This is a genomic window from Nitratireductor alexandrii (assembly GCF_004000215.1).
In the GTDB taxonomy this organism is placed as follows: Bacteria; Pseudomonadota; Alphaproteobacteria; order Rhizobiales; family Rhizobiaceae; genus Mangrovimarina; species Mangrovimarina alexandrii.
Map to the genome: position 1 here is coordinate 187482 of NZ_RBVY01000001.1, position 19497 is coordinate 206978.

The following is a 19497-nucleotide window of genomic DNA, read 5'->3' on the forward strand; positions in this document are numbered from 1 at the left end:
GGGCGCCGCGGCCCGCGCCCCCGCAAACGGCCGGCGCGCAGGCGCGCGCACGGTCCGCAAGCGAAAGGAATGCCAGATGTATTCGGTAAACTATCACCGTGCTTCGTCCGTGGCCGATGCGGTCAAGCTTTTGAAAAAGGCCGAGGACGGCCAGGTCGTGTCGGGCGGCATGACGCTGATCCCGGCGATGAAGACCAGGCTCGCCGCCCCGTCCGATCTCGTCGACCTGCGCCATGTCGATGAGCTCAAGGGCATCAAGGTCTCCGGCAAGACCGTCACCATCGGCGCGGCGACCACCCACGCCGAGGTCGCCGGCAACGACAAGCTCGCCAAGGTCTGCCCGGCGATCTGCGGTCTCGCCGCTCATATCGGCGATCCGCATGTGCGCCACATGGGCACGATCGGCGGGTCGCTCTCCAACAACGACCCGGCCGCCGACTATCCCGCGGCGATGCTGGCGCTCGACGCCACCATCGTCACCAACAAGCGTGAGATCGCGGCGGCGAAATTCTTCAAGGGCCTGTTCGAGACGACGCTCAAGGACGGCGAGATCGTCACTGCCGTCACCTTCACAGCACCGGCCAAATGCGGCTACGCCAAGTTCCCCAACCCGGCCTCGCGCTACGCCATGACCGGCGTGTTCGTCGCCAAGGGCAAGGACGGCGTGCGCGCCGCGGTCACCGGCGCCGGCGATGACGGCGTTTTCCGCTCCAAGGAGATCGAGGCGGCACTGGCCAAAAAGTTCGACGCCGCCGCGCTCGAGGGTGTCGCGGTGTCGTCGCGCGACCTGATGAGCGATATCCACGCCTCGGCCGAATACCGCGCCAATCTGGTCGTGGTGATGGCCAAGCGCGCGGTTGCCGCCGCCAACGCCTGAACGGCGTCGCGACGACAACGGCAGCATCCGTGTCGATACCCCCGCCGCGTGCGGGGGTATTTTTTTGCCGAGTGTGCCGGGTCACGGATTGGCAAGCATGAATGATCCTTGCCAGTGGACAGCGGGCGGCAAAACCGCCTAATTCGACCGGTCGTCCGATTTCCGTTCCCCAGGCCGGAGTAAGTCCATGGTTCGCCTGTGCCGGCAGCTCGCCGCTGCCCTTCTTGCCTCGTCGGTTGCCGGTTTTGCCGCCACTCCGGCCGCGGCCGGTCCGCTCCTCGACGAGACGGTTTCGTTCGCCGCCGAGATCTTCTTTCTCGATGTCGACGTGCCCGGCGTCGTCGTCGCCGCCGTCAAGGATGGCGAGACGACGGTGGTCGGGCTTGGCGAGACCCGCAAGGGCAATGGCCGGACGCCGACCGGCGACACGGTGCTGCGCATCGGCTCGATCACCAAGGCCTTCGCCGGCGCGATGCTGGCCCATGCGGTCGCCGCCGGCGAGGCCGGCTTCACCGATCCGGTCGCGCCGCTTCTGCCCGACGCGCTCGGCGCGGCGGCGGCCAAGCGTCAGCCGATCCGGCTGATCGATCTTGCCACCCATGCCGGCGGCCTGCCGCGCGAGGTGCCGCGCGCGCCAGGGCCGGACAGCGATCCGTTTTCCACCATCACCGACGATGCCTTCGCAACCTGGCTCGACGGCAACGACTTGCTGTTCCGGCCGGGCAGCGCCGTGCTCTACTCCAATTTCGGCTTCGACCTTCTGTCGGCGGCGCTGGCTGGTGCAGGCAAGAAACTCTATCCGCAACTGCTCGCCGAGCGCGTCACCGGCCCGCTGGGTATGGTTGACACGCGCTTCGAGCTCGCCGGCGACATGGCCGAACGGCTGATGAGCGGTCACGGTTTCGATGGCGCGCCGCTGCCGGACGTGCCCTCGGGCGCCGTGATTACCGGGTCGGGCGGCCTGCGCAGCACCGCCAACGACATGCTGCGCTGGCTGCAATGGCATCTCGACGACACCGCCGACGGGGCAGCGCGCGAGGCGCGGTTCCTCGACCACGCCGTCTATCTCAGGCGCGACGGGCTGGCGACGGTCGTGGGGATGGACGAATCCGGCCGCATGGATGGCATGGGGCTTGGCTGGGTGGCGATGAACGCGACCGCACAACGCCCGTTCGTGCTGCAAAAGGCCGGTGCGCTGCAGGGGCAGATGTCTTATCTGGCCTTTGCGCCGGAAAAACAGGTCGGCATTTTCGTGAGCATGAACAAGTTCGATTTTTCCGCCGCCTATGCGATGGCCGCCTTCGCCAACCAGTTGCTGGTCGAGTTGGCCGGTGATTGACATATGCGGCGGCAACGCTGCGCAAGCGGGCGAGGGCGCTGGCAGCGCCGCTTGCCGGTGTTGGCCCATTTTGCCGTGCCGCCGGGATGTTTAACCTTAAACGATGACCAAAGACCGTCCTCTTCTCGGCATCGCGCTGATGACCGGCTTTTGCGCGCTGGCGCCGCTGGCCGATTCGATCGCCAAGATCCTCGGCGACACGATCCCGCTGATCCAGCTCCTGCTCGTGCGCTTCGCCTTCCAGGGCCTGCTGTTGTTGCCCTGGGTCGGCTGGCGGACGATCCGGCTGGCGCTGTCGCGCCGCTTCCTGTGGCTGACCGGATTGCGCACGCTGTTCCACATGATCGGCATCGGGGCGATGTTCGCCTCGCTGCGCTACCTGCCGCTGGCCGATGCGATCGCGATCGCCTTCGTCATGCCCTTCATCATGCTGTTGCTCGGCAAGCTGGTGCTCAAGGAGGAGGTCGGCCCGCGCCGACTGGCGGCCTGCGCCGTCGGATTCGCCGGCACGCTGCTGGTCATCCAGCCCAGCTTCCAGGATGTCGGCTGGCCCGCCCTGCTGCCGCTTGTGGTGGCGGTCGCGTTTTCGTTCTTCATGCTGGTGACGCGCCAGCTCGCCCGCGAAAGCGACCCGATCGCGCTGCAGGCGGTCAGCGGCCTGATGGCGAGCGCGGTGCTCGTGGTCGCGGTCGCCATAGGCTGGCGGTTCGCGGTTCCGCAACTGACGATGATTGCGCCGGAGGCGAACGAGATCGCGCTTCTGGTCACGATCGGCGTTTTGGGCACGTTCGCCCATCTGCTGATGACCTGGTCGCTGCGCTACGCGCCCGCGTCGACGCTGGCGCCGATGCAATATCTCGAAATTCCGTTCGCCACGATCATCGGCTGGGTGATCTTCCGCGACCTGCCGGACGGACTGGCGGCGCTGGGGATCGCGATCACCATCGCCGCCGGGCTCTATATCGTCGTGAGGGAGCGTCGCCTGGCGCGCGCGCAGAAAGCCGTGGCGCCGGCGGCGGAATAGAAAGGCCGGACCTGAAAGACCGCTCTACGCCGCTAGCGCGTCGACCAGCCGCTCGGCGCCGTCGCGGAACGGATCGACGGTCGGCAGTCCCATCCGGCTTTCGATCGCAGACAGGCATTCGGCCGCTTCTTCCGGGCTCAAGGCGGCGGTATTGACCGAAATTCCGGTCACGCGGACCTCGGGATTGACGATCCGAGCGACCGACAGCGAAAGTTCGCGCAAATCTTCCAGCGACGGCAACCCGTAATGGGGCAGGCCGCGCATATGGGTGCGGGTCGGTTCGTGGCACAGCACCAGTGCGTCGGGCTGTCCGCCATGGATCAACGCCATCGTCACGCCGGAAAAAGACGGGTGAAACAGGCTGCCCTGGCCCTCGATCAGGTCCCAGTGATCGTCGTCATTGTCCGGCGTCAGCCATTCGACGGCGCCGGCCATGAAGTCGGCCACCACCGCGTCGAGCGGGATGCCGGAGCCGGTGATCAGGATGCCGGTCTGCCCGGTGGCACGGAACGTCGCCTTCATCGCCCGTTCGCGCATGGTCTTTTCCATGGCGAGCGCGGTGTACATCTTGCCGACCGAGCAATCGGTGCCGACCGCCAGGCAACGCTTGCCCCTGCGTTTCTTGCCGTCGGCGATCGGGTAGGTGTCTTGCGGCACGCGAACGTCGAACAGCCGGGTGCCGGCATCGCGCGCGGCCGCGACGAGTTCGGGAATGTCGGCAAGCTGATTGTGCAGCCCCGAGGCGACGTCCATGCCGGCGCGGCAGGCTTCGATCAGGCTGGCGCGCCAATTCTCGGCGATGACGCCGCCGCGATTGGCCGCGCCGACGATCATCGTTTGGGCACCGGCCGCACGGGCCTCGGCGATGCTCATCTCCGGCAGGCCGAGATCGGCCTTGCAGCCGTCGAGCCGGTGCTGGGCGAGCGCGAATTCGGGCCGCCAGTCCTTGACGCCCTGGGCCACCTTGGCCGCGAGCGGATCCGGCGCGTCGCCGAGAAAGAGCAGGTAAGGTGTCTTGAGCATGGGCGTCGCAACGTTTTTGAAAATCAGTGCCGGAACGGCCCGCGATAGAGCCGCAAGCCGGCCGGCAATGTCAAGCATGCGTTTTATCCGCCGCTGATCGCGGTGAGGATGTGGACCTGGGCGCCCGGTTCGAGTGTCGCCTCGAGCCCGCAGCGCTCGCCGTCGACGAACACGTTCATATGCCGGCGTATCGCCGGCCGCGTGTCGCAGATGCGGTCGCGCATGCCCGGCCAGCGCCGGTCGAGCGCGTCGATCAGGCCGCGCACGCTGTCGGCCTCCACCTCGAGGTGGCGCGGCGCGCCCGGAAACAGGTCGGCCAGCACGCCGGCAAGGGTCACCCGTACCGGTTTTGGTTGCGTCATCGGCAAAGTCCCTTCAGGCGGGTGAGGCGGAGGACCGGGTTTCGCCCCTAACCGTCGAGCACCATCGTTTCCACCGAGAGGATCGCCGGCAGGTGCTGGGCGATCGTCTGCCAGCTTTCGCCCTCGTCGGCGCTGGCAAACAGCGCGCCGCCGCTGGTGCCGAAATAGACGCCGGCCGGATCGAGCCGGTCGCTCGCCATCGCCTGGCGCAGGACGCCGAAATAGGCGTTTTCCTGCGGCAGCCCGCGGCGCAGGTCCTGCCAGCTCTTGCCGCCGTCGCGTGTGCGCCAGACCGCGGCCCTGGCGTCGGGCACGTAGCGGCCGGCCGAATCGCCGTTGAGCGGCAGCAGGAACAGCGTGTCGGGCTGCCTGGGATGCGCGGCGGCGGGAAAGCCGAACGAGGAGGGCAGGCCGTCCTCGATACTGTGCCAGTTTCGTCCGCCATCGTCGCTGCGATACATGCCGCAATGGTTTTGCTGATAGAGCCGGTCGGGCATGCCGGGCGCCATCACCAGGCAGTGCACGCATTGGCCGAATTCGGGATAGTTCTGGCCCTCGGGCAGGAAATCGGCGCGCGTGCCCAGATTGCGCGGCTCCCAGCTATCGCCGCCATCGGCGCTGTAAAACACGCCGGCGGCCGAAATGCCGACCCAGATGCGCCTGGCGTCGGCGGGGTCGAAAACCAGCGAATGCAGGATGAGGCCGGCACCGCCCGGGTTCCATTCCGGCCGGGTTGGATGTTTCTGCAGCCCGTCGAGATGACGCCAGCTTGCGCCGTCGTCCTCGCTCTTGAACAGGCCGGCCGGCTGCACGCCGGCGTAAAGCCCGTCGGGCGCCAGCGCCAGGCTCCAGCCGGCCGCGACCGGCTCCTCGCCCTCGTCGTAGGCGAGCCCGTCGCTGGAATGCGTCCAGCTTGCGCCGAGATCGGGCGATTTCCAGACCGCCGGCCCGAACCATTCATTGCCGCCGGTGCCGTAGATCGTGCCGCTCCGCGGATCGCCGATGACATGGTTCATCGGCCATGTTTCGCAAAAGGGGCCGCGCAAGGTCCAGCCCTGACGGGTCTTGTCGCTTTCGGCGATGAAGACGCCCTTTTTGGTTCCGATCAGAACAACTACCTTAGCGGGCATTGCGCTCCTCCTCGTGCTGCCAGCGATCAGCCGGCGCTGGACAATGCGTTGATATCAACATAATACGGTGACCATGTCAAAACCCGAACCGCTGACCTTCGCCACGACGCTGGAAGTCCGCGACGCCTGCCTTTGTCTCCACGTCCAGCGGGCGGCGCGCGCCTTGGCGCGCCATTTCGACGAGGTGTTGCGCCCATACGGATTGTCGAACGGCCAGTTTTCCCTGCTGATGGCGCTCAACCGGCCCCAGCCGCCGCGCATGAAGGACGTCGCCGCCACGCTGGCCATGGATCGCACCACGTTGACGGCCGCGCTCAAGCCTCTGGAAAGGCGCGGCCTGGCCTCGTCGCAAATCGATCCGGCCGACCGGCGCAACCGCGTGCTTCATCTGACCGAGGCCGGCCGCGCCGCGCTGGCCGCCGCCGTGCCGGCCTGGCGCGCAAGCCACGCCGAGATCGAGGCCAGGCTGCCGGGGCGCGACGCCGACGGTTTGCGCGCCGCCCTGTTGGCGCTGTCATGAGCCGGCTGCGGTGTTGCGGCCGGGCCGGGTTTCAGCCGCGTAGCCTCTCCCGCCAGGCGATGGCGACCGCGCCGGTTACGATTAGCACCGAGCCGGCCAGGCTGTAGATGCCGGGCTTTTCGCCAAAAACGGCGAAATCGTAGAGGCCGGCGAAGACGAGGGTGGTATAGAACAGCGGGACGATGAAGCTGGCGTCGCCGCGCCGCAGCGCTTCGAGGAAAAGCGCCTGGGCGGCGACCATCGCAATCCCGATCGCGGCAAGCAGCGCCCATTGCGACGCGCTCGGCTGGCGCCACACGAACCCCGCCGCCGCGACCGACAGCACGGTGCCGAGGAAATTGCCGACCACGAGGATGCGCAGCGTCGGTTCGCGATTGGTCAGCTTTTTGACCAGCACGACTTCGAGCCCGATGAAAAGCGCCGCCGCCAGCGCGATCAGCGCCGCTGGCTGGAAGGCGTCGCTGCCCGGATTGGTCAGCACGAGCGCGCCGGCGAGCGCGATCGTCGCCGCGCCCCAGCGCCAGCGACCGACGGACTCGCCGAGGAGCGGGATCGCCAGCACCATCGCCACGATCGGGTTCAGGAAGCTGATCGCCGTGGCGTCGGCAAGCCGCATCAACGCCGAGGCGGCGAACAGGCAGGTAACGCCGGACCATCCGGCCGCCACCCGTGCCAGATGGTTGCCCCATGCGGTGCCGGCAAAGCGCGGGCGGCGCCACAGGATGATCGGCACCAGCGCGAGCAAGGCGAAGAAATAGCGTCCGGCCGAAACCTGCAGCGGGTGGATCGGCGCGCCGTCCACCGCGCGGCCGAGCATTTTGGCGAACAAGGTGGTGCCGGCGACCAGCGCGCAGGCAAGCACCATCATCCCGACGGCGGCGGCGACGTCTCCGGCGCGCCGCGTCCGGTTCACGCGGCCAGTCTGGTCTTGGCGGCCTCGTATTCCTGCGCGAGGCGATCGACGAGTTCGCCCGCGCCGACGATGTCGGTGACGGCGCCGATGCCCTGGCCGCAGCCCCAAATCTGTTTCCAGGCCTTGGTTTCGCGGCTGTCGAAATTCATCTTCGACGGATCGGAGACCGGCAGGTTGGCCGGGTCGAGCCCCTGGGCCTCGATCGAGCCCTTGAGGTAGTTGCCGTGCACGCCGGTGAACAGGTTGGAATAGACGATGTCGGCGGCCCTGGAGTCGACGATCATCTGCTTGTAGTCCTCCACAGCCCGCGCCTCGTGGGTGGCGATGAAAGGCGAGCCGATATAGGCCATGTCGGCGCCCATCGCCTGTGCCGCCAGGATCGCACCGCCATTGGCGATCGCCCCCGACAACAGCAGCGGCCCGTCGAACCATTGCCGGATTTCCTGGACCAGCGCGAAGGGCGACAGCGTGCCGGCATGGCCGCCCGCGCCGGCGGCGACCGCGATCAGCCCGTCCGCGCCCTTTTCGATCGCCTTGCGCGCGTGCCGGTCATGGATGATGTCGTGCAGCACGATGCCACCGTAGGAGTGGACGGCCTGGTTGACCTCCTCGACCGCGCCGAGCGAGGTGATGACGATCGGCACCTTGTGCTCGACGCAGGCCCGCAAATCGTGATCGAGGCGCGAATTGGATTTATGCACGATCTGGTTGACGGCGAACGGCGCCGCCGGCCGGTCGGGATGCTTGGCGTCATGGTCGGCAAGCGTCTCGGTGATTTCGGCCAGCCAGTCGTGCAGTTGGGCCTCGGGACGGGCGTTGAGGGCGGGAAAAGCACCGACGATGCCGGCCTTGCACTGCGCCAGCACGAGCGGCGGGTGCGAGATGATGAACAGCGGCGACCCGACCACCGGAATCCTGAGGTTTTTCTTCAAAATGTCCGGCAGCGCCATGCGCACCTCCCGCGTCGGCTTGATTGACGTTTCCGTAAACGTCGCTTTTCTAGCAGATGCCGTCGGGCAGGCAACCGGGAATCTCGTTCGCCCGGCCCGGCTCCGTTCGCCGGGTGGCGATTTGCGGACCGACTGTTGCCGTAGGGGCATCATCGTCCGGAATCGTCGCCCGTGCCGTTCCGCGCCGGTCGGGTTTGGTTGATTGACGGCGGCACTGCCGCTAACGGTTACGAAAAGCGCAATGGGAATGATGCATTGAACCCGATTGAAAAGGCGATCAGGAACGCCCTCGACAAGGGCGATGCCGGTGACCGCGCTTTTCGCGAAAAGGTCTACCGATCCGTTCATGCCGCGCTCGAAAGAACGCTGCAGGCAAATCCCGACGTCACGCCGGACATTCTGCGCCAGCGCCGCCAGGCGCTGAAGACGGCGATCAGCGCCATCGAAACCGAATTCATTCCCGCCGTGGCGCCGCCCACCGCCGCTGACGGGCGGCCCGGCCCGGGCGACGAAGACCCGGCGGATGCGGCGCCGGCGGTGGATGCGGGGCCGCGCGAGCCGGCCGCGGGCAAGGCGCCGGGTGTGGAACTCGACGTCGCGGAAAAGCACGCGCCGGCGGCGCCGGCGGTGGAGATTGAAACCCCGCGCTCCCCGGCAGCGGCCGACGTCCCCGCCGCCGGGCCGCGCCGGGCGCGCGCGGCCGAGCGGCGCGAGCCGGCTTTCGAGACGGGCGGCGAAACCGTTGCCGTCAAACGCGACGAGAACGGCGATTTGCGCGCCGAAACCCGGCCCGCGCCGCGGCGCCGTCGCGGACGGCTGTTTGCCGGGCTGTTTCTGGCCGCGACCGTCGTGGCCGCGGTCGGCATCGGTGTGTGGTGGGTGTCCGAACAGGGTCTGCTGCGTTCGCCCGAGGAGCGCGACACGTCTGTGCCCAACCCGCCCAAGACGCTCGAGGAAGAGGAATTCCAACCGGCCGACCCGCCAAGGCTTGGAAGCGAGCCGAGCGAAGAGCGGAACTGGATCACGATCTTTTCCCCGGATAATCCGGGCGCGGTGGTGACGCCCGCCGGGGCGAGCGCGGAGGTGGTCGACTCCGATGGCGAGCCGGCGCTGCGGATCCGCGGCGAGGGTGCCGACACGCCGGTCCTGTTCGATGTCGGCCAGGGCGTGCTGCAGCAGATCGCCGGCCGGCGCGCTTTGTTCGACATTGTCGCGCGGTCCGAGGAGGGCGAGGAGACCCAGGTTTCCGTTACCTGCAATTTCGGCGAATTGGGCGATTGCGGCCGCAACCGCTACAGCGTCGTGCCGACGCGTTCGGACTACCTGTTCGACCTCGCCATGCCGGACGCGGCGCCGGGGGCGGCAGGCACGATCGCCATCGTGCCCGACGTCGACGCCGGCGCCAGGGCGGTCGACATTTTCGAGATCCGGGTGTCGATTGCGCAGTAGCCGGCCTACCGGTCGAGCAGCGCCTGCAGGGTTTCGAGCCTGTCGGCCTCACCCGCCGGCTTGTCCCAGCGCAGACGCGCGATGCGCGGAAAGCGCATCGCCAGGCCCGAGCGGTGCCGCTTCGAGCGGTTGAGCCCCTCGAAGGCGATTTCCAGCACCAGCCCGTGCCCGGGTTCGGCGCGCACCGCCCTGACCGGGCCGTAGCGCTCGACCGTGTTGTCGCGCACGAATTTGTCGATCTGTCGCAATTCCGCGTCGGTGAAGCCGAAATAGGCCTTGCCGACCGGGACAAGCTCGGGCGCCTCCGCCGCGCCGGTCCACACCCCGAACGTATAGTCCGAATAATAGCTCGACCGTTTGCCGTGGCCGCGCTGGGCGTACATCAGCACCGCGTCGACCGTGAAGGGATCGCGCTTCCACTTGAACCAGGGACCTTTCGGTCGGCCGGCGACATAGGCCGCGTCCCAGCGCTTGAGCATGACGCCTTCGATCACCGGGTGCGGCGGCGCGCGCCGCAAAGCCTCGAGCGCGCTCCAGCTGTCGAACCGAACCAGCGGCGACAGGTCGAATTTCGGTGAGGCGAGCGTGCCGACAAAACCTTCCAGCCTTGTGCGCCGTTCGCGAAAGGGTTTGTCGCGCAGCGTCTCGCCCTCGAGCTGCAACAGGTCGTAGCAGCGGATGAAGGCCGGATGGGTCTCCAGCGTGCGGGCCGAAACCGTCTTGCGGTTGAGCCGCTGCTGCAGGTCGGAAAAACTGCCGGTCTCGCCATCGGGTCGGCCGACCAGCAATTCGCCGTCGAGCGCGGCCTCGAAATCCAGACGGTCGATTATGTCGGGAAAGGCGGCTGAGATGTCGTCGCCGGTGCGCGAGTAGAGCCGGGCGCGGCCCCGTTCCGCGACCGCCTGCACGCGGATGCCGTCCCATTTCCATTCGGCCGCATAGTCGTCGGGATCGAGCGTCTCCAGATCGCGCTCGCCGAGCGGACTGGCGAGCATGACCGGTTTGAACAGCGCCGGCGCGCTGGCCTGCGGCCGCTCCGCGCGCCCTTCGAGCCAGGCGAACAGCTCGAGATAAGGCGGTTCCAGCCCATGCCACAACTCCTCGATCTCGGCGATGTCGACGTCGCCCATTGCCGCCAGCGCCTGTTTTGCGCTGCGCGCCGACACGCCGATCCGCAGGCCGCCAGTGGCGAGCTTGATCAGCGCGAACCGGGCCGAGGCGTCGAGCCTGTCGAGCAGACCGGCGAAGACGGCTGCGCCGCGCACGCGCCCGGCCGCCATCAAGGCCTCGACGGCCTCGCCAAGACGCGGCGCCGGTCCGTCTGACGGCTTGTGCGTCGTGGGCCACACCAGCGAGACCGTTTCGGCGAGATCGCCGACATAATCGTAGGAATAGGCAAACAGCACCGGATCCATACGCTCGCCGACCAGGGCGCGCAGCATGGCCGGCTTGATGCCGGGTATGTCGAGATCTCCTGTCAGTGCCGCCAGCGCCAGGCCGCGATCGGGGTCCGGCGTCGTGGCGAAATAATCGACCAGCAGCCGGAGCTTGGCGTTGCGCGAGGGCGTCAGCACCAACCGGTCGAGCAGTTCGGCGAAGCGTCTCACGCGCGTATGCCGCCAAACGCGGAGGAGAGCGTTTCTCCGGGTAAAAATTCTATGATAGATTGCATAAAGCCTAGTTTAACAACTCAACGTTGGGGTAGGGGAAATGACGGGAGTAATTTCGATCCAATGGCGGGCCTGGCATGATCTGATGCCCGGAGTGACGCCAACGCTTTATGTGACCGGCGAGGTCCAAACCAGCGCGGGGAACATGGTGCCCAAACTCAGGCCGGCCGTTCCCCAGGGGATCAATCCGCAGATCCTGATTCTTGAACTTTCCATCGAGCAGGAAGGGGATGCCGGAATACAACTCGTCGCCTTCCGCCCTGCCCGCTACACTCAAGAGGCGGGCGCGGGGGCCTATACGCAGGTCCATATCCGTCACGAAGGTGAGGAGATCGCGCAACTGGATGTGAACGAGGTTCGCTGACACCGATCAGTCGCCCTCGTCCTCGTAGCCGACGAGGTGGAGCGGCCGGGCCTTGATGCCCTGAAGCTCGCACCAGCGCACCAGCGCCTCCTCGCGGCCATGCGTGACCCACACCTCGCCGGCGCCGGTCTCGCCGATGGTGGCGACCAGTTCGTCCCAGTCGGCATGGTCCGACACGATCAGCGGCAGCTCGACGCCGCGCTGCCTGGCGCGCTGGCGAATCCGCATCCAGCCGGAGGCGAAGGCCGACACCGGATCGGGAAAGCGCCGCGCCCAGCGCTCGGCGAAGGCGGCCGGCGGGCCGATCACCACCGCGCCGGCGAAACGGCCGCGCTCGCTGTCATCGACGGTTGCCGGCGCGAGCGGGCCGAGCGCGATGCCGCGGCTTTCGTAATAGGCGCACAGTTTTTCCAGCGCGCCGTGAATGTGAATCGGGCCGTCATGGCCGGCGGCGCGCAAAAGTGCGATCACGCGCTGCGCCTTGCCGAGCGAATAGGCGCCGACCAGATGGGCGCGCTCGGGAAACTGGGCCACCGACCTGATCAGCCGGGCGATCTCGCCGCGGTCGTCGGGATGGCGGAAGACCGGCAGGGCGAACGTGGCTTCGGTGATGAAGACGTCGCAGGCGACCGGCTCGAAGTCTTGGCAGGTTGGGTCGTGCCGGCGTTTGTAGTCGCCGGAGGCGACGATGCGCAACCCGTCCTTTTCGACTGCGATCTGGGCCGAGCCCAGAACGTGGCCGGCGGGATGAAACGAAACCCGCACCCCGCCAAGCGTCGTCGTCTCGCCCAGCTTGGCGGCCTGGCTGCTGGCGGCGAAATCCGCGCCGTAGCGCAGCGCCATGATGTCGAGCGTTTCCCGGGTGGCCAGCACGGCATGGTGACCGGCGCGGGCGTGGTCGGCATGGCCGTGCGTGATCAGCGCGCGCGCAACCGGCCGCACCGGATCGATGAAGAAATCGCCGGCCGGGCAATAAAGCCCCTCGGGGCGCGGATGAAGCAGGTCCGGGGCGCGCATGGGAGTAAGATAGCGCGTTGCCGGCCCGGAGGAACCCCGCGAAAAAATCCTCTTGCCAAAGCGGGAAAGCCGGCGGATAAGCCTCGCCCGCTTTTTGCGGTTTTGGAAAAACCGAATGACCATGCCCTTTTTCTGCTCCGGAGATCGCATCGCCGACCGGCGGGCGGATTATGCCGCTATGTTGTGGGATATGGGCGACAAGCCCGCCGCCATCGATCTGATGGCCGACGCGCTGGCGTTGGCACCGGGCTGGGCGCCGGGTTGGTTCCGGCTCGGCGAGATGCGCGAAGAGGTAGGCGATCTGACCGGCGCGGCCGGAGCCTGGACCGAGGCGCTGCGGCTCGATCCCTCGGACCGCATGGGCGCCAGCCTCAAGCTCTGCCTGATCGGGGCCGCGCAGGGGATCGAGACGGCGCCGGCCGCCTTCGTGGAAACGCTGTTCGACCAATATGCGGACCGTTTCGACATGTCGCTGGTCGAGAAGCTCGGCTACCGGGTGCCCGACCTGATTGCCGGGGCTCTCTCCCGCCTCGGCGCGCGCACCTTCGCGCATGTCGTCGATCTCGGTTGCGGCACCGGCCTGATGGGCGAGAGGCTGCGTGGCCGGGCCAGTTTCCTGGAGGGCAACGACATTTCGCGCGCCATGCTGCGCAAGGCGGAGGCGAAACGGTTCTACGATCGGCTCGACCGCGTCGATCTTTCCGTGATGGAAGCCGGCGCGTGCCGGGCGGATCTCGTCGTCGCCGCCGACGTGCTGATCTATCTCGGCGCGCTGGACCGGATCGTGTCGGTGGTCGCGGGCATGGTGAAGCCGAACGGGCTGTTCGCCTTCTCGGTCGAACTCCACGATGGCCCGGAGCCGATGATGTTGCGGTCGTCGCGGCGTTTCGCGCATGCCCCGCATCATCTTCGGGCGTTGTTGACGCGCAGCGGTTTCGAGCTCGTTTTCATAGAGGAGACGGAACTGCGCCGCGATCGCGGCGAAGCCGTCGCCGGCCTGATCCTCGTCGCGCGCCGCACCGTCTCGGTCGGCGCCGTCGAACGGCTCGACGATCCCCACGCCGTCGGGCCCGCCCGCCCGGTGGCGCGATAGCGGCTTGGCGGCCAGTTCGTTCTGGTTTAGTTCTGGCGTGTGAGCGAGCAAATCAGCCTTTTCGACGGCGAGACAGCCGCGCGCCTGCCCGAGCCCTTCCTGCGCTGGTTCGCCGAGCGGGGCTGGTCGCCGCGTGCGCATCAGATCGAGCTCTTGGCCCGCGCCCAGCGCGGCGCCTCGGTGCTGTTGATCGCGCCCACCGGCGCGGGCAAGACGCTGGCCGGGTTTCTGCCCAGCCTGACCGGGCTCGCCGCCCGCGCACCGCGCAAACCCGGCCAGGCCTTCCGCGGCGTGCATACGCTCTACATCTCACCGCTCAAGGCGCTCGCCGTCGACATCGAACGCAATCTGGGTAAGCCGGTCGCCGAGATGGGCCTGCCGATCGCCATCGAGACGCGCACCGGCGACACGCCCACCCACAAGCGGCAGCGTCAGAAACACGTCCCGCCGGACATCCTCCTGACGACGCCCGAGCAACTGGCGCTTTTGATCGCGTCCGCGGACGCCGAACGGTTTTTCGCCGGACTGCGTTATGTCGTGTTCGACGAGCTGCATTCGCTGGTCGTCTCCAAGCGCGGCCATCTCTTGTCGCTTGGGCTGGCGCGACTGCGCCGGCTCGCTCCGGACCTGCAGACCATCGGCCTGTCGGCGACGGTCGCCGATCCAGACGCGCTCAGGCGCTGGCTCGTGCCGCAGCACCCACCCGGCCGCATGGCCGACCGCATCGCGGTCGAGGGCGGAGCCAAGCCTGAGATCACCATTCTCGCCTCCGACGAGCGCGTGCCCTGGGCCGGCCACTCGGCGCGCTACGCCGTGCCCGAGCTTTACCAGGCGATCCGCCGTCACAACACCACGCTGTTGTTCGTCAACACGCGCAGCCAGGCCGAAATCCTGTTTCAGGAATTGTGGCGCGTGAACGAGGACGGCCTGCCGATCGCGCTGCATCACGGATCGCTCGACGTCGGCCAGCGCCGCAAGGTCGAAAAGGCGATGGCAGACAACGCCCTGCGCGCCATCGTCGCCACCTCCACCCTCGATCTCGGCATCGATTGGGGCGACGTCGACCTGGTCGTGCATGTCGGCGCGCCCAAGGGCGCGAGCCGGCTCGCCCAGCGCATCGGCCGCTCCAATCACCGCATGGACGAGCCGAGCCGCGCCATACTCGTTCCGGCCAACCGTTTCGAGGTGATGGAATGCCGCGCCGCGCTCGAGGCCAATTATATCGGCGCCCAGGACACGCCCCCTTTGCTCGACGGCACGCTCGACGTGCTTGCCCAGCATGTTCTGGGCGCGGCCTGCGCGGCGCCGTTTTCGGCCGACGCGCTGTTCGACGAGATCCGCACCGCCGCGCCCTATGCCGCGCTCGACCGCGCCACGTTCGACAAGGTGGTCGATTTCGTTGCCACTGGCGGCTACGCGCTCAAGAGCTACGAGCGCTATGCACGCATCCGCCGGACCAAGGATGGGTTGTGGCGCATCAGCCATCCGCGCGTCGCCCAGCAATACCGGCTGAATGTCGGCACGATCATCGAGGCGCCGATGCTCAATGTGCGCTACGTGCGCGCCGGTCGCGGTACGGCCTCGCGCGGCGGACCGGTGCTCGGCAAGGTCGAGGAATATTTCCTGGAGACGCTGAGCCCCGGCGACACGTTCATGTTTTCCGGCAAGGTGCTGCGTTTCGAGGGCATCCGCGAGAACGAGGCCTATGTGTCGAACGCCGCCGGCAGCGACGCGATGGTTCCTTCCTATGCCGGCGGCAAGTTTCCGCTGTCGAGCTATCTCGCCGATCAGGTGCGCGGCATTATCGCCGATCCGGCGCGCTGGCAGGCCCTGCCGGCGCAGGTTGCCGACTGGCTGCGCCTGCAGCGCGACAAGTCGGTGCTGCCGAAGCGCCGCGACCTGCTGGTGGAAACCTTTCCGCGCGGCGACCGCCATTACATGATCGTCTATCCGTTCGAGGGACGGCTGGCGCACCAGACGCTCAGCATGCTGCTGACGCGCCGGCTGGAGCGCGCCCGCGCCCAGCCGCTCGGCTTCGTCGCCAGCGAGTACGCGCTGGCGATCTGGGGGCTGCGCGACATGGGCGGCATGATCGGGTCGGGACGGCTGTCGCTGGCCGAGCTGTTCGACGAAGACATGCTGGGCGACGACCTCGAAGCCTGGCTGGCCGAGAGCTGGCTGTTGAAACGCACCTTCCGCGCTTGCGCGGTGATCGCCGGCCTGATCGAGAAACGCTATCCCGGCCAGGAGAAATCCGGCCGCCAGGTGACCGTCTCGGCTGATCTGATCTACGACGTCCTGCGCGCCCACGAGCCCGACCATATCCTGCTCAGCGCGACCCGCGCCGATGCCGCCGCCGGGCTGCTCGACATTCACCGGCTCGGCGAAATGCTGTCGCGGATTCGCGGGCGAATCGTGCATAAGCATCTGGAGCGCATCTCGCCGCTCGCCGTGCCGGTGATGCTGGAGATCGGGCGCGAGCCGGTGACGGGCGAGGCCAACGACGTGTTGCTGTCGGAGGCCGCCGGCGATCTGATCGAGGACGCGATGGGACCGACATGAATCTGGCAGCAAGGCCGCAGGACGCGACATCGCTCGCCGATTTGAACGGCGAGGCGGCGATGCTCGATCATCGCGGGGCCTTGTTCTTGCCCGACCACCGCCTGCTGGTGGTCTCCGATCTGCATCTGGAAAAGGGCTCGGCGCTGGCACGGCGCGGCGCGTTGATGCCGCCCTACGATTCGGCCGCCACGCTGGCGCTGCTGAGGGAACTGATCGAGGTCTACCGGCCCGAGATCGTCATCAGCCTGGGAGACAGTTTTCACGACGGCTGGGGCGCCGCGCGCATGCCCGAGCCGTTCCGGGCGCGATTGATGGCATTGATGGACGGCCGCGAGTGGTTCTGGGTCGCGGGCAATCACGATCCGGAGCCGCCCGCCGGCCTGCCCGGATCGACGGTGCGCGAAATCGCCGTCGGTCGCCTGGTCTTTCGCCACGAGCCGAGTCGCGCCGACGCGGCCGGCGAGGTCGCCGGCCATCTCCACCCCGGCGCGCGCATCGTGCGGCGCGGGCGCTCGGTGCGGCGGCGCTGCTTTGCCACTGACGGGCGGCGGCTGGTGATGCCGGCTTTCGGCGCCTTCACCGGCATGCTGAACCTGCGCGAGCGCGTGTTGTGGGGGCTGTTCGAGCCGGCGCGCCTGCACGCCTACATGCTGGGACGCGACCGCGTCTATCCGATCGCAGGCGCCCTGCTGCGGCCCGGATAGGGCCGGGCGCTTCTGGAGTCGTTCTGCTTTTCACGGTTTCACAGACCGGCTCCACCCTATTGTTTTAACGCGTTTCCGAACGGCGAACCGGCGTCCACCTCGCCTGGAAACGCTTCTAGGCCGTGGTCAGAAAGGCGAGGATCATCGCGCCGACGATCACGACGGTCGCGAAAAGGCGGGAACGGGCGAAGCGGGCGGTCGCGCCGCCGTCAGGCGCGGCGACCGCGTTCCAGGCACCCTGCGCGGCAAAGGCGACCGCAAACAGCGCGAAGCCATAGGGCATGGGAACGAAAAAAAGCGCCCAGCCGACGAACAGTGCCAGGAGGCCGGCCGCCAGATCGCGCGGTGCGGTCGCGACGCCCCCGTCGGCGATGCCCCAGCGCGCCCCGCCGACGAAACACAGGGTCAGCGCCGCATAGGCTTTCAGAAGATCGACGGTCGCGCCGCGCCAGGGGTGGTCGTCGGCAATTCCGGCCAGCCACAGGGCGAGCACGACGAACGGCGCCAGCGCGAGCGCCGAAAGGAAGCGGAAAATGCGGAGCGACGGTGCCGGCTGCTGGTCGTCTGGATCGGACATCGCAGGCTCTGGCCTCATGTCGGGCGAACGTCAGTCGCGCCGGAAGATGATGCGCCCCAGCCAGCCGGTGAACACGGCCAGAACGGACGCGAAAATTCCGTAGAACAGGCTGTATTCGTGCGCGAAGCGGAACACGCTCTGCTCGAAGCCGGCTTTGACGATGACGAGCTGGGCGGAGTTTTCCTTGATGAAGATGCCGTTGCGGAACAGGAAGGCGCGCGCCTTGTGGGTGCCTACCGGCACGTTGGGGGCGAGCGTCAGCGTCGCGCGGAACAGGCTCTGCGTGAGGAACTGCACGCCGCCGATGCGCTCCGAATAAAGGCCGGTGGTTTTCTTGAGCTGCCGCAGCGCGGTTTCGAATTCCTTGATGGTGGCCGTGTCGAGGTCCTTGTCGAGCGGTTCGATGTAGATGTTGTCGGCGCCGAGCGCGAGCTGGCGATAGTTGATCGGATCGGTGATGTCCTGGGGAACCCGCGTCGTGGCGACCGAATAGGACACCGGCACATTTACGAACACCTCGGACTGGGTGTTCATCCACACGCCGAGAATGCGCTGCTTGCGCCTGACCATGACCGGGCGGGCCGGTCCTTCCAGCACGACGATGACGTCGTAGCGGCCCTGCCTGTTGATCAGCGGATCGGCATTGTCGAGCGCGCCGAAGATCGTCAGATCGGCGCCGGAGAAATCCGAGGTGATCGAAATCCTGTCCGTCGACAGGCCGATCTGGATGCTTTCGGCATTCGCCGGCGGTTCCGGGTCGGCACGCGGCACCGGCCCCTGCGCGCGTGCGCAGGCGACCGCCAGGAGGAGCGACAGCACCGTCACGGCGGGAAGGGTCGGGCCGCGCACGCGCATCACAGCGCCCCCAGCGCCGACAGCGAGTAGAGATTGGGCGGACGCACGAACAGATCGTAGGCCAGCCTGAGGGCGACGGCGAGCACCAGCGAGGCAAGCAGGGCGCGCAGCTGCTCGCCGCGCAGCTTCTGCCCCGCCTTGGCGCCGTACTGCGCGCCGGCCACGCCGCCGACCATCAGCGCCATGGCCAGAATGATGTCGACCGTCTGGTTGGTGGTGGCGTGGACGATGGTGGTGTAGGCCGACACGACCACGATCTGGAACAGCGACGTGCCGATGACGACGTTGGTCGGCACCTTCAACAGATAGATCATCGCCGGCACCATGATGAAGCCGCCGCCCACGCCCATGATCGAGGCCAGAAAGCCGATCGCCGCGCCGAGCACCAGGACGGGGATGATGCTGACGAACAGTTTCGAGGCGCGAAAGCGCATCTTCAGCGGCAGACGATGGATCCAGTTGTGCTGACCGGGCCTTTTCAGGCTCGGATTGACCCCGCGCCGTGCGTTACGGATGGCGTTGACGCTTTCCACGAACATCATGCCGCCGACCGTGCCGAGCAGGATGACGTACAGCAGCGATACGAACAGGTCGAGCTGTCCCATCTGCCGCAGCAGCGAAAACACGTAGATGCCCAGGGTCGAGCCGACGATGCCGCCGGCAAGCAGCACCGTCCCCAGCTTGATGTCCAGCGTGCCGCGCTTGAAATGCGCCAGCGCACCGGAAAAGGATGAGGCCACGACCTGATTGGCGCCGGTGGCGACCGCGATCGCGGGGGGGATGTTGTAAAAGATCAGAAGCGGCGTGATCAGAAACCCGCCGCCGACGCCGAACAGACCGGACAAGAAGCCCACCGCCGCGCCCATCGCCAGGAGCACGAAGATATTGACTGACATTTCAGCGATGGGGAGATAGATGCCCACGCGACGAACTCGACCGATCTACCTGAGACAAGAGCCTGATTTGGCTCTTACATTATCGTAGGAAGCTTAAGGTGTTCTTGCGCCGACATTGAGGCCATGTCAAACGCCGCGCCGGCCGAAACGGCAAATCGTGCCGTCTTGGGAG

19 protein-coding genes are annotated in these 19497 nt (G+C 67.4%); 9 read left to right on the forward strand and 10 right to left on the reverse strand.

Going from position 1 to position 19497, the window contains the following annotated elements; genetic code table 11:
• Positions 1–76: 76 nt before the first annotated feature.
• From EP380_RS00905 to EP380_RS00915, 3 genes are all read left to right on the forward strand, one after another.
• Entirely contained in the window at positions 77–877 is an 801-nt protein-coding gene (locus EP380_RS00905; RefSeq protein WP_127595623.1) for an FAD binding domain-containing protein, read from the forward strand.
• Between the two features lie 187 nt (positions 878–1064).
• Positions 1065–2216 (forward strand): D-alanyl-D-alanine-carboxypeptidase/endopeptidase AmpH, encoded by a 1152-nt coding sequence (gene ampH / locus EP380_RS00910; protein ID WP_127595626.1) that lies wholly within the window; start codon positions 1065–1067, stop codon positions 2214–2216.
• Positions 2217–2319: 103 nt separating this feature from the next.
• Entirely contained in the window at positions 2320–3240 is a 921-nt protein-coding gene (locus EP380_RS00915) for a DMT family transporter (RefSeq protein ID WP_106572101.1), read from the forward strand.
• Between the two features lie 24 nt (positions 3241–3264).
• Here EP380_RS00915 and dgcN read toward each other — a convergent pair whose 3' ends face one another.
• The 3 genes from dgcN to EP380_RS00930 all read right to left on the reverse strand — a co-directional run bounded on the left by dgcN (position 3265) and on the right by EP380_RS00930 (position 5755).
• On the reverse strand, positions 3265–4263 hold the full coding sequence (dgcN, locus tag EP380_RS00920) for an N-acetyltransferase DgcN (protein WP_127595630.1): 999 nt from the start codon (positions 4261–4263) through the stop codon (positions 3265–3267).
• Positions 4264–4346: 83 nt separating this feature from the next.
• Positions 4347–4625: a MoaD/ThiS family protein gene (locus EP380_RS00925; protein ID WP_106572103.1), complete on the reverse strand. Its 279-nt coding sequence runs from the start codon at positions 4623–4625 to the stop codon at positions 4347–4349.
• Between the two features lie 47 nt (positions 4626–4672).
• A complete protein-coding gene (locus EP380_RS00930) occupies positions 4673–5755 on the reverse strand; it encodes a WD40/YVTN/BNR-like repeat-containing protein (RefSeq protein ID WP_106572104.1) in 1083 nt (360 codons plus the stop codon).
• Between the two features lie 73 nt (positions 5756–5828).
• Between EP380_RS00930 and EP380_RS00935 the strand changes: the two genes are divergently transcribed.
• Complete coding sequence (locus EP380_RS00935; RefSeq protein WP_106572105.1) at positions 5829–6275, forward strand: MarR family winged helix-turn-helix transcriptional regulator; 447 nt, start codon at positions 5829–5831, stop codon at positions 6273–6275.
• Between the two features lie 31 nt (positions 6276–6306).
• Here the strand turns inward: EP380_RS00935 and EP380_RS00940 are convergent, their stop codons facing one another.
• Both EP380_RS00940 and EP380_RS00945 read right to left on the reverse strand, forming a co-directional pair.
• Positions 6307–7188 (reverse strand): DMT family transporter, encoded by an 882-nt coding sequence (locus EP380_RS00940; protein ID WP_238719656.1) that lies wholly within the window; start codon positions 7186–7188, stop codon positions 6307–6309.
• Positions 7185–8138: an NAD(P)H-dependent flavin oxidoreductase gene (locus tag EP380_RS00945; RefSeq protein ID WP_127595633.1), complete on the reverse strand. Its 954-nt coding sequence runs from the start codon at positions 8136–8138 to the stop codon at positions 7185–7187. Before EP380_RS00945 ends, EP380_RS00940 begins: the two co-directional genes overlap by 4 nt.
• Before the next feature lie 255 nt (positions 8139–8393).
• Between EP380_RS00945 and EP380_RS00950 the strand changes: the two genes are divergently transcribed.
• Complete coding sequence (locus tag EP380_RS00950; RefSeq protein ID WP_127595637.1) at positions 8394–9587, forward strand: hypothetical protein; 1194 nt, start codon at positions 8394–8396, stop codon at positions 9585–9587.
• 5 nt (positions 9588–9592) lie between these two features.
• On the opposite strand, the gene EP380_RS00955 is transcribed toward EP380_RS00950, so the two are convergent.
• On the reverse strand, positions 9593–11194 hold the full coding sequence (locus tag EP380_RS00955) for a cisplatin damage response ATP-dependent DNA ligase (RefSeq protein ID WP_127595640.1): 1602 nt from the start codon (positions 11192–11194) through the stop codon (positions 9593–9595).
• Positions 11195–11297: 103 nt separating this feature from the next.
• Here EP380_RS00955 and EP380_RS00960 point away from each other — a divergent pair, with 103 nt between their 5' ends.
• Positions 11298–11621 (forward strand): hypothetical protein, encoded by a 324-nt coding sequence (locus EP380_RS00960; protein ID WP_127595643.1) that lies wholly within the window; start codon positions 11298–11300, stop codon positions 11619–11621.
• Between the two features lie 6 nt (positions 11622–11627).
• On the opposite strand, the gene EP380_RS00965 is transcribed toward EP380_RS00960, so the two are convergent.
• Positions 11628–12638 carry a ligase-associated DNA damage response exonuclease gene (locus tag EP380_RS00965; protein WP_127595646.1) on the reverse strand — a complete coding sequence of 337 codons (1011 nt, stop codon included), beginning with the start codon at positions 12636–12638 and terminating at the stop codon, positions 11628–11630.
• Between the two features lie 115 nt (positions 12639–12753).
• On the opposite strand from EP380_RS00965, the gene EP380_RS00970 reads away from it, so the two are divergent.
• The 3 genes from EP380_RS00970 to pdeM are packed head-to-tail and all read left to right on the forward strand — an operon-like array spanning position 12754 to position 16997.
• On the forward strand, positions 12754–13731 hold the full coding sequence (locus EP380_RS00970; protein ID WP_127595649.1) for a class I SAM-dependent methyltransferase: 978 nt from the start codon (positions 12754–12756) through the stop codon (positions 13729–13731).
• 39 nt (positions 13732–13770) lie between these two features.
• Positions 13771–16293, forward strand: coding sequence for a ligase-associated DNA damage response DEXH box helicase (locus EP380_RS00975; protein WP_127595652.1), 2523 nt, complete (start codon positions 13771–13773; stop codon positions 16291–16293).
• Entirely contained in the window at positions 16290–16997 is a 708-nt protein-coding gene (pdeM, locus tag EP380_RS00980; RefSeq protein WP_106572111.1) for a ligase-associated DNA damage response endonuclease PdeM, read from the forward strand. Before EP380_RS00975 ends, pdeM begins: the two co-directional genes overlap by 4 nt.
• Positions 16998–17112: 115 nt before the next feature.
• On the opposite strand, the gene EP380_RS00985 is transcribed toward pdeM, so the two are convergent.
• The 3 genes from EP380_RS00985 to EP380_RS00995 are packed head-to-tail and all read right to left on the reverse strand — an operon-like array spanning position 17113 to position 19352.
• Entirely contained in the window at positions 17113–17574 is a 462-nt protein-coding gene (locus tag EP380_RS00985; RefSeq protein WP_164749715.1) for a DUF3429 domain-containing protein, read from the reverse strand.
• Positions 17575–17604: 30 nt separating this feature from the next.
• Positions 17605–18429: a TIGR02186 family protein gene (locus EP380_RS00990; RefSeq protein ID WP_106572113.1), complete on the reverse strand. Its 825-nt coding sequence runs from the start codon at positions 18427–18429 to the stop codon at positions 17605–17607.
• Complete coding sequence (locus tag EP380_RS00995; RefSeq protein ID WP_106572114.1) at positions 18429–19352, reverse strand: sulfite exporter TauE/SafE family protein; 924 nt, start codon at positions 19350–19352, stop codon at positions 18429–18431. The genes EP380_RS00990 and EP380_RS00995 overlap by 1 nt, the downstream gene beginning before the upstream one ends.
• Positions 19353–19497 lie beyond the last annotated feature (145 nt).

Excerpts from the sequence above, each read along its gene's own strand:
- EP380_RS00905 (WP_127595623.1), top strand. The coding sequence starts at position 77 with ATGTATTCGGTAAACTATCACCGTGCTTCGTCCGTGGCCGATGCGGTC.
- ampH (WP_127595626.1), top strand. The coding sequence starts at position 1,065 with ATGGTTCGCCTGTGCCGGCAGCTCGCCGCTGCCCTTCTTGCCTCGTCG.
- EP380_RS00915 (WP_106572101.1), top strand. The coding sequence starts at position 2,320 with ATGACCAAAGACCGTCCTCTTCTCGGCATCGCGCTGATGACCGGCTTT.
- dgcN (WP_127595630.1), bottom strand. The coding sequence starts at position 4,263 with ATGCTCAAGACACCTTACCTGCTCTTTCTCGGCGACGCGCCGGATCCG.
- EP380_RS00925 (WP_106572103.1), bottom strand. The coding sequence starts at position 4,625 with ATGACGCAACCAAAACCGGTACGGGTGACCCTTGCCGGCGTGCTGGCC.
- EP380_RS00930 (WP_106572104.1), bottom strand. The coding sequence starts at position 5,755 with ATGCCCGCTAAGGTAGTTGTTCTGATCGGAACCAAAAAGGGCGTCTTC.
- EP380_RS00935 (WP_106572105.1), top strand. The coding sequence starts at position 5,829 with ATGTCAAAACCCGAACCGCTGACCTTCGCCACGACGCTGGAAGTCCGC.
- EP380_RS00945 (WP_127595633.1), bottom strand. The coding sequence starts at position 8,138 with ATGGCGCTGCCGGACATTTTGAAGAAAAACCTCAGGATTCCGGTGGTC.
- EP380_RS00960 (WP_127595643.1), top strand. The coding sequence starts at position 11,298 with ATGACGGGAGTAATTTCGATCCAATGGCGGGCCTGGCATGATCTGATG.
- EP380_RS00965 (WP_127595646.1), bottom strand. The coding sequence starts at position 12,638 with ATGCGCGCCCCGGACCTGCTTCATCCGCGCCCCGAGGGGCTTTATTGC.
- EP380_RS00970 (WP_127595649.1), top strand. The coding sequence starts at position 12,754 with ATGACCATGCCCTTTTTCTGCTCCGGAGATCGCATCGCCGACCGGCGG.
- pdeM (WP_106572111.1), top strand. The coding sequence starts at position 16,290 with ATGAATCTGGCAGCAAGGCCGCAGGACGCGACATCGCTCGCCGATTTG.
- EP380_RS00985 (WP_164749715.1), bottom strand. The coding sequence starts at position 17,574 with ATGTCCGATCCAGACGACCAGCAGCCGGCACCGTCGCTCCGCATTTTC.
- EP380_RS00990 (WP_106572113.1), bottom strand. The coding sequence starts at position 18,429 with ATGCGCGTGCGCGGCCCGACCCTTCCCGCCGTGACGGTGCTGTCGCTC.